This is a genomic window from Ileibacterium valens (assembly GCF_001945525.1).
GTDB classification, from domain to species: Bacteria; Bacillota_I; Bacilli_A; order Erysipelotrichales; family Erysipelotrichaceae; genus Ileibacterium; species Ileibacterium valens.
The window spans coordinates 1-8,932 of sequence record NZ_MPJW01000172.1 but is presented as its reverse complement, the minus strand read 5'-3'; the positions used below and the strand labels follow the sequence as shown (position 1 = coordinate 8,932).

Annotated in this window: 7 protein-coding genes and 1 rRNA gene; 7 read left to right on the top strand and 1 reads right to left on the bottom strand. The window is 41.3% G+C overall.

The window, feature by feature from the left end; translation table 11 throughout:
* Window positions 1-130: 130 nt before the first annotated feature.
* The 3 genes from rrf to rho all read left to right on the top strand — a co-directional run bounded on the left by rrf (window position 131) and on the right by rho (window position 2,461).
* Window positions 131-236, top strand: a 5S ribosomal RNA gene (rrf, locus tag BO222_RS14495).
* Window positions 237-517: 281 nt separating this feature from the next.
* Window positions 518-1,060, top strand: coding sequence for a hypothetical protein (locus BO222_RS13505; RefSeq protein WP_143356991.1), 543 nt, complete (start codon window positions 518-520; stop codon window positions 1,058-1,060).
* A 273-nt stretch (window positions 1,061-1,333) separates the two neighbouring features.
* A complete protein-coding gene (gene rho / locus BO222_RS08770) occupies window positions 1,334-2,461 on the top strand; it encodes a transcription termination factor Rho (protein WP_075820252.1) in 1,128 nt (375 codons plus the stop codon).
* A 147-nt stretch (window positions 2,462-2,608) separates the two neighbouring features.
* Here rho and ispH read toward each other — a convergent pair whose 3' ends face one another.
* On the bottom strand, window positions 2,609-3,538 hold the full coding sequence (gene ispH / locus BO222_RS08765) for a 4-hydroxy-3-methylbut-2-enyl diphosphate reductase (protein ID WP_075820250.1): 930 nt from the start codon (window positions 3,536-3,538) through the stop codon (window positions 2,609-2,611).
* A gap of 215 nt (window positions 3,539-3,753) precedes the next feature.
* On the opposite strand from ispH, the gene BO222_RS08760 reads away from it, so the two are divergent.
* The 4 genes from BO222_RS08760 to tnpA all read left to right on the top strand — a co-directional run.
* Window positions 3,754-5,076, top strand: coding sequence for a DEAD/DEAH box helicase (locus BO222_RS08760; RefSeq protein WP_075820248.1), 1,323 nt, complete (start codon window positions 3,754-3,756; stop codon window positions 5,074-5,076).
* 153 nt (window positions 5,077-5,229) lie between these two features.
* The gene (locus BO222_RS08755) at window positions 5,230-6,108 is read left to right on the top strand and encodes a deoxyribonuclease IV (RefSeq protein ID WP_075820246.1); all 879 of its coding nucleotides are present in this window, start codon (window positions 5,230-5,232) and stop codon (window positions 6,106-6,108) included.
* Window positions 6,109-6,297: 189 nt separating this feature from the next.
* A complete protein-coding gene (locus BO222_RS08750; RefSeq protein WP_233131237.1) occupies window positions 6,298-8,385 on the top strand; it encodes a penicillin-binding transpeptidase domain-containing protein in 2,088 nt (695 codons plus the stop codon).
* 259 nt (window positions 8,386-8,644) lie between these two features.
* The coding region (tnpA, locus tag BO222_RS08745; RefSeq protein ID WP_198931968.1) for an IS66 family insertion sequence element accessory protein TnpA at window positions 8,645-8,932 on the top strand (288 nt) is incomplete at its 3' end.

The following is an 8,932-nucleotide window of genomic DNA, read 5'->3' as shown; positions in this document are numbered from 1 at the left end:
AGAGATGCATGAAGTTGGCTGATACTAATCGGTCGAGGGCTTGATCGAAGCAAGCGAAGTGTAAAACACAAAGAACAAAGACAACAGACAAGAAGGATGTCGCTGATGTTTGGTTTTGAAAGATCCAAGGTGTGGTCTTGATGGCAGAATGGAAATACCCAGACACTTTTCGAACCCGGAAGCTAAGCCCTTTAACGGCGACGATAGTGAACAGCGAAAATAGCAAGAGGCCATGCAAAGAGCAAGCCGATCTGAACAGAGTGAATCTCTTCGGATCGGCTTTTTCTTTTTCTGAAATGCATTGAAAACGTTTCGAATTGCTTTTCGGACGGTGACTGAGTCAGGCATTTGTTCATTTCTCTTAAATTCTCTTTTTGAGATTCAAACGGTTTTCGCTTCGTAAGAATTCGTAAGACTCATTTCGTTTTGAACAGAGTAAAATAGGTATGATTCAAAATCCAGAATTGATTGTCCAAAGGAAAAATGAGCAGTCTTGGAATTTGTTTAAGGGGAAAAAATGAAAAACTTTATGAAAACAATTCGGAGCAGAGTTCAAAAACAAGGGGATAGAATCTGCTTGCAAAGTGATTTACCTGAGTTTCAATTTAAAGATAACAATAAACACTCAGCCTGGATACGAAGAAAACTGGGTTTACTGGCTCTTGGTTCTTTGTTAATGGTTTGTGGTTGTTCCGATGCAAAGGAGCCGGAAATACAGATACCGCCGACGAACTTTTCAATGTATGGAATTGATTCTAAAGCGGAAACTGATGAACGAGAAGATGATCTGATTGATTTTAGACCAGGAAAATATACCTTTGAGAATCCAGAATCGATCGATGGCGAAAGTACTGCAATCTTTCAGCTTTACATTTCCGATAAACAATATGAAAATATGAATCAGCAGCTCAGCAAAGATCTGAAAGCTTCGCTTAATCCAGGACAGTCATGTAAATTGACTCTTAATGATGGAGAATATTTATATATCTGTGCAAAAGGCGAAGATGAAAATCAGGAAATTGACAGCTTTCAAAATCAGCTGAATGTCTGGAAGGATTAAATTCGAAAAACAAAGCAGTTTATTCTGCTTTTTCTTTTTGCATGAATTCATTAATTTCTGTCTGATATTCTATTCAAATTATCTAATTTCAACTTCAGAAGCTAGTTAAAGCAAATCAGTAATAATTGAATTATTTTTCATTGAGATCCTTTCTGATCCAGGAATATTTTTCTTTTGGATCTATAATCCTATTTTTCTCTCATAAATATAGTTATTTGTGATTGTGTCTAAAAATTTAAATCACCTCAATTTTTATAAGAAAGGAAGTATGTAATGTCTGAACAGGTATCTGGAGTTCTTGAAGTCCTTCAGGATGGATATGGTTTTCTTCGTGGAGAAAACTATCTATCGAGTCGAAATGATACATTTGTCAGCGCGGGTCGAATCAAAGCCATGCGTCTTCGCAGCGGAGATCTGATCACTGGCAGATTGTCTGACAAAATCGAAGAAAACAAGGCAAGACAGTTGGAGCAGGTTGAATCGATAAACGGCCATCCGGTTATTGACTCACTGCATCGAAAGAATTTTGAAAAGATGACTCCGATTTATCCAGAATCGAAGTTGAAAATGGAGACTGAACCAAAGGAGATTGCAGGTCGTTTAATTGATTTGCTTTCCCCAGTTGGAAAAGGTCAGCGAGGTCTGATTATTTCGCCTCCAAAAGCGGGTAAAACCACTCTTTTAAAAAGCATTGCCCGTTCAATTCAGACGAATCATCCAGAAGCACATCTGATTATCTTATTAATTGATGAACGCCCTGAAGAAGTAACCGACATAAAGGATTTCGTTTCACCTGAAAATACCGAAGTTGTCTATTCGACATTTGATGAAGAGCCTTCTCACCATATCCGGGTAGCAGAAATGGCCATTGAAAGAGCAAAAGCCTTAGTTGAAATGGGAGAGGATGTCATTATTCTTCTCGATTCGATTACCCGTCTTGCAAGAACCTACAACCTTGTAATGCCTTCATCTGGCAAGATCCTTTCAGGTGGGCTGGATCCTACCTCTCTTTACTGGCCGAAACATTTCTTTGGAGCGGCCAGAAATATGCGTGAAGGAGGATCCTTAACCATTCTGGCTACTGCACTGGTTGAAACGGGAAGCCGTATGGATGACGTTATTTTCGAAGAGTTCAAGGGAACCGGAAACATGGAACTTGTCCTGTCAAGAGATCTTGCCGTCCGCCGGATTTTCCCGGCTATTGATGTAATGAAATCTGGAACTCGCCGCGATGAACTATTACTAAGCAAGGATGAATTGAAAGCTTCTGAAATGATTCGCAGGCATGCAGCCGGCCTTGAAGACAAAGCTACGGAAGATGTCATTAAAACTTTTAAGGTCGCTAAAACCAATGATGAACTGGTTGGTCTGCTTGCAAAATCAAAACCGGAACGAAAGTAAGAGCACTGCTGATTTTTTGGATCCGAACAAATGGATCAGCTGACAATGGATTGATAACTAGAAAAAGATTCAGTCATTGAGAAAATCTCAAAACTGAATCTTTTTGATTTTCTTGTGATAAACATTTCGAGAATAGCTGACCGTTCCTTAATCCTTCTTTTTGATCGGCCTGAATGTGGTTTCCAGAAGTTCTGCTGGTTTGAATGGTTCTGGATCCAGCCCTGATTCCAACTTATTCACGACCTGTTTTCTTAACAGAGTCGGAGTGCTTGCTCCAGAGGTAATGGCTACCGTGGCTTCTGGATCAATGAGTGAAAGATCAAGATCGGCGGCGGTTTCGATGGGGATAATCTGCGGAACATGGGCTTTACGGCCGATATCGGCAAGCTGTCTGGTATTATTGCTTGTTGGATCGCCAACTACGATCAATACATCCGGCTTTTGCTCTTGGAGAGATAAAACTGCGTTTTGTCTAACCCTGGTAGCTGAACAGATTTCATCATGTAAAACACTCTGTGGATACAGTTTGAAAATTTCATCAAATAAAGCCTGGGTATCAAGAATCGACATGGTTGTCTGATTAGTCACAAAGATCTTCTGTTTAATATTCTTTGGAATATCTTCAGAATGTTCAATCAGAAAAATACGATCATCTCCACTGGTTAAAGCTTCAGCTTCTGGATGGCCCTTTTTGCCGATATAAAAGATGACAAACCCCTCATCGAGTCTTTTTTTGACTTCTGCCTGAGTCTGCAGGACAAATGGACAGGAAGCATCGAGTACTTCAAGTCCTTTCTCTTGTGCTTTTTTTCGAACCGAATCTGAAATTCCATGAGCCGTAAACACAACAATTCCATCCTCTATTTCATCAAGCAGTTCGAGTCTGGTTTTGCCTTTGGCTTCTAATGTCTGAATGTTCAGACTGTCCAGGGCTTCCTGAATGAAACGATTATGAACCAGATTACCTAAGACGGTTATTTTGGCTTCTGGACGGTCGGTTCGCAGCTTTTTAATTTTTGTAATCGCGGCAACAACTCCACCGCAAAATCCCTGGGGATTGACTTCAATCAACTTCAATGTAAATGTCCTCATACTTTCTATTGAATGGAATGAACGCTGATTCAGACTTAAATCCATATCGTGATCTATAATAGTAGTAATGCATCGATCTGACTTCATTGTGCCGTATTTGGCCAGGAAGATGAATTGATTCACCGAAAATTGTCGATCGATGATTCTTGTCCTACCTGATAACAAGCGGACAGAGAAGAAAGAAACAGAAGGTGGTAAATATGAATCGTACACAGGAAATTATGGAGCTTGAAGGCTTCAAAACCCTGACCCCCATTCAGGAAGCAACGTTGAATCGAAAGGACCGTTCAAGAGATTTTATTGGAATTTCTTCAACTGGTTCTGGTAAATCGCATGCTTTCTTTATGACAATATTTGATTTGATTGATGAAACAAAAGATCAGGTTCAGGCTGTAATCTCTGTTCCGACACGCGAACTGGCCTATCAGTTAAATGAACGCTGCAAAAAGCTAGCCGAACATTTTGGTATCCGCGTTCGGTTATGCGTTGGCGGAACTGAAAAAAAGGAAGGTGGTCTGACTCCTCAGATCGTCATAGGAACTCCAGGACGAATGAAGGATCTTTTCCTGGATGATAAGACGCTGCGTCTGGATACGGCCAAAATCATGGTTATCGATGAAGCGGACATGACCATGGAATTTGGATTCCTGGAAGATGTAGATGCCATTCTTTCACACATGAAATCAGATGTTACCGTTATGGTTTTCTCAGCGACTATCCCGGAAGCTCTGCAGCCATTCCTGAAAAAATATCTGAACTCCCCGGAAATTGTCACGATTGATAAAGATACGGATTTCCAGGCGAATGTTAAACATTATCTGGTCATGGCAAAACATAAAAGCTATAAGGAAAAAGTCCTCGATATTTTGCCGGCTATTCAGCCTTATGTATGTCTTGTCTTTGCCAATTCAAACAAGGAAGCGGCCGAGATTGCCAGAGAAATGCGTGAAAATGGATACGATCTGGTAGAACTTCACGGCGATCTTGAACCCCGTGAAAGAAATAAAGCCATTCGTACCATCACTTCCCAGAAGAAAAGCTATATTGTGGCCAGTGATATTGCTTCAAGAGGCATTGATCTTGAAGGAGTCACTCATGTCATTTCATGCGGCTTTCCAAAGGATCTTAAATTCTATATGCATCGTGCCGGAAGAACCGGAAGAGCCGGCCGGGATGGTTTAGCAATTGCTATTGCAAAAGAAAAAGATATGCCAGCCGTTGAAAATCTCAAACGGCAGGGCATCGAGTTTATAACCATGGATGTCAAAAACAATGAATGGGTGCAGCAGAAGGACCGTGCCGATCGAAAAGCTCCAAACAATTCTCCAATGGCCAATGAAATCCATAAGGTGCTTCATCGAAAGAAAACTAAAGTAAAACCAAATTATAAGAAAAAACAGAAGAAACAGGTTGAACGTCTGGCTCATCGAATGAAACGTCAGAAAATTCAGGATGATATTCGCCGTCAGAAACGTGAAAGAGCAAAAGCCAAACAGCGTGAAAAAAATTCTAAATCAGAATAAGCCAGATTGGAGTCATCCGGAAAGCGGCATATGAATCCGGATGACTTTTCTTTTGCATCAATTTGACAATTCTCCTGTTTTAGATCGGTATACTCTTGATGATTCAGGATTTCCTGAAAGAGTATCTCAAAAAGAAAGAGGAATTAAACGATAATGTTAAAAATCGGAAGTCATGTTGGATTGAAAGCCCCTGACTATTTTTTAGGTTCTATTAAGGAAGCGATCAGTTATGATGCCAATGCCTGTATGGTATATACCGGCGCTCCCCAAAATTCAAAACGCAAACCAGTCAGCCAGTTTAAGGTTGAAGAAGCCAGAAAGCTTATGGAAGAGAATCAGATTGAACCTTCTTCAGTGATCATTCATGCCCCCTACATCATTAACCTGGGGAATACCGTTAAGCCTGAGACTGCAGAATTTGGAGTAGAATTTTTACAGGAAGAACTGCGCAGAGTCAAAGCCATTGGCTCCAATCTGCTTGTTCTTCATCCAGGAGCTCACTTAAAAGCTGGAGTCGAAATGGGAATTGAAAGCATCGTCAAAGGCCTTGATGAAGTATTCAGCCAGGATGATTCTGATATTGTGATTGCCCTGGAAACCATGGCCGGAAAGGGGACTGAAGTAGGTTCAACATTCCAAGAAATCAGAACCATTATCGATCGATGTTCCTTTCCAGAACGCCTTGGAGTCTGCCTCGATACCTGTCATATTCATGATGCCGGGTATGATGTGGCGAATTTTGATGCTATTCTTGATGAATTTGATCAGGTCATTGGTCTTTCAAGATTGAAGGTTCTTCATATCAATGATTCAAAAAACATTCGTGGCGCCCGTAAGGATCGTCATGAAAATATCGGCAAAGGAGAGATTGGTCTGGATGCTTTAGCCTATGTGGTTCACCATCCGCGCCTTGAATCCATTGTTAAGATTCTTGAGACTCCATATATCGATGATAAAGCCCCATACAAGGAAGAAATTGATCTGTTAAGATATACGATTCCTTCCTATCCTCAATCAGCATATCCAGAATAATCAGGATGAATCAGAAGACTGATCTGTTCAGGAAGATGTGAAAAACTAGAGGGAAGAATCAGAGAGCAGGAATAACCGCTTGCATTTCTTTGTCTGCCTTACATCGTTTTACTTGTTAAAAAATGTATTTTATTCACAAGCTGACTTTGATATAATGTTTTGTGCTTCAATCCAGAAAGGAGATGAATCGTGAAAAAAATCAGCAAGGAAGCTTTAAAAGAAAAAAGGAATGCCTTGAATCGGGTCATCTCCAACCGTATCCTGATTCTTGCTTTTGCAATCCTTTCCGTTTTTGGAATCATACTGGGTCGTCTGATTTATCTTCAGGCGATTTCGCATGATGAATATATGGCTAAACAGGATGACTACACGTCAATTCGACAATATACTCAGCCTCCGCGGGGACAGATCTATGATCGAAATGGGAATGTCCTGGCGAAAACTGTGGTTTCCCATAACATCGTCTATACCGCTCCAAATAACCTAAGCAGTGAAGACTATCTTCTGTATGCCGATCGTGTGAATACGGTATTTGATGTTTCATCGGAAGACTTTTCGGATCAGGACCTGAAAGAAGCATATATTACCTATACTCGTTTTCTGGATCAGAGTGATCCAAAGTATCAGGGACTTGATCTGTTAACCGAAAAGGAACTTGAAGATTATAAGAGTGGAGCCTGGGGCTCCAACACCAATGCAAAACTGTACTCGATTCAGATGAAAGCCATCACTGATGATATCCTCAAGGAAGTCGATGAAAAAGAACTCAGAACCTACGCCATCTACAACCGGATGATGGCCAATGCTTCAACGGGTCAGGAAAGTACGATCCTTGAAGATGTTGCGGATCCGGATGTGGCCTATTTGGTTGAACACAAAACAGAATTTCCGGGTTTTGACGTCAATTTTGGTGGATGGAAAAGGGAATATCCTTATGGTGAATCCTTAAGCGATGTTTTAGGAACCGTGTCAACTTCAACTGAAGGTCTGCCCGATTCATCTTCTGACTATTACCGTTCCAAAGGCTATCAGTTTAATGCTCAGGTCGGTAAATCCGGATTGGAATATCAATACAATGATATTCTTGCCGGAACAGAAGAAATTGCCAAAATCACCTATGATTCCAATGGATTAGCTCATAAGGAAATCATTCAGGAAGCCCGTAAGGGAAATGATATTTATCTATCCATTGATATTGATGTTCAGACCAAGATGGATGAGACCGTTAAAACAGTTCTTGAACAGAATGCTGGAACCACAAACCGGGAAAACTTCTATTCTCTGTATATGAATATGATGGATCCCAACACGGGAGATATGATTGCCTTAAGCGGCTATCAGATGGATCCTGAAACCAGGCAGATGACTTATTTTGCTTCTGGAAACTATCTGACTCTTGCAAACCCAGGCAGCTGTGTCAAGGGAGCTACTGTCTATATGGGTGAATCGGAAGGAGTCATGCAGCCTGGAGAATATATCAACGATACGGTTATGAATATTGGCGGAGAAGAATTTGGATCCTTTTCCAACCATGGTGTAGTCAACGATATTCAGGCTTTATCCGTATCTTCTAACGTTTATATGTTCCATATCGCCATCCGGCTTGGAGGAGATACCTATAAAGAAGGGGAACCTCTGAACATTCCAAATGTGACAGGTTCTCTGGATCTGATGAGGCATTATTACTCCATGTTTGGACTTGGCAATGAAACCGGATTGGATGTTCCAGAAGAAACACCGGCTTATATTGGTGTCAATGATTCACCAGGAATGTTATTGAACTATGCCATTGGACAGTTCGATATGTATTCTCCAATGCAGATGCTTCAGTATGTCAGTACGATTGCTGCCGATGGAAAAATGTATAAACCTCATCTGATGACTCATGCCATGGAAGTCAACAGTGATCAGGTCTTTGATGTCCAGGAACCACAGCTCAAGAACACTCTGCCAGAAGAAAACCAGGCGATTCTTGATCGTGTTCAGGAAGGATTCAAAGCCTGTGTTGATGATGGAAACTGCTTTGAAGGGCTTCAGAACCAGCCTTATTCCATGGCGGCAAAAACGGGAACAGCCGAAGTTGAGGAATGGACAACCGCAAATATTGTTGGCTATGGTCCATATGAGGATCCCAGTGTGGCATTTGCCTGCATTGCTCCAACTTCGTCTGTAAATAACCAGAGTGTATCTCCTAATATCTGCGCGACTCAAGTCGTTGGACCGGTCCTGCAGACGTATTTTGAAAAGTATCCACAGGAAGATGCTGCTCAACAATGATCTTTTATGATGAAATTCGCTTTAGTTCATTGAGATCCAGCTGTTTTGCTTTCAAACGTAGAATCAACTATTCAATCTGATGAAGCCACGGGATTTCGTGGCTTTTTTTTGGTTTCCTGGATTTTACTCTGAATTCTGAAGAAGGGATCTTGATATTGGATCTTATCAAAGGTTCAATCGTAACCTTTTGAAATTTGCACGGGCTTAGATCCTCCGGTTCCAGTCGATATTCTGTATTCGACTAGAACTGGAGGATTTTATGCATAATTATCTGTTTTCCAAATCCCGTGAACTGAATCAGGAACAGTGGATGAACCTGGTTGATCAATATCAGGTGTCAGGTCTTACTCAGGCTGGCTTCTGCGTCCAAAACGGCCTGGCTTTATCCACCTTCCAGTACTGGCGCAGAAAAGCTGCCGCCGTATCGCCTGCTTCAGCGGCTCTTGAATTCGTAGAAATTGACAGGACGGTCTTCCTGGATTTGGAAGGATCAGACGAGAGTCCAAAGCCGGTGATTGAAATCACTGACAGCGACCGAACGATCCGT

Coding starts and splice junctions, on each gene's coding strand:
- BO222_RS13505 (WP_143356991.1), top strand. CDS start 518: ATGAAAAACTTTATGAAAACAATTCGGAGCAGAGTTCAAAAACAAGGG.
- rho (WP_075820252.1), top strand. CDS start 1,334: ATGTCTGAACAGGTATCTGGAGTTCTTGAAGTCCTTCAGGATGGATAT.
- BO222_RS08760 (WP_075820248.1), top strand. CDS start 3,754: ATGAATCGTACACAGGAAATTATGGAGCTTGAAGGCTTCAAAACCCTG.
- BO222_RS08755 (WP_075820246.1), top strand. CDS start 5,230: ATGTTAAAAATCGGAAGTCATGTTGGATTGAAAGCCCCTGACTATTTT.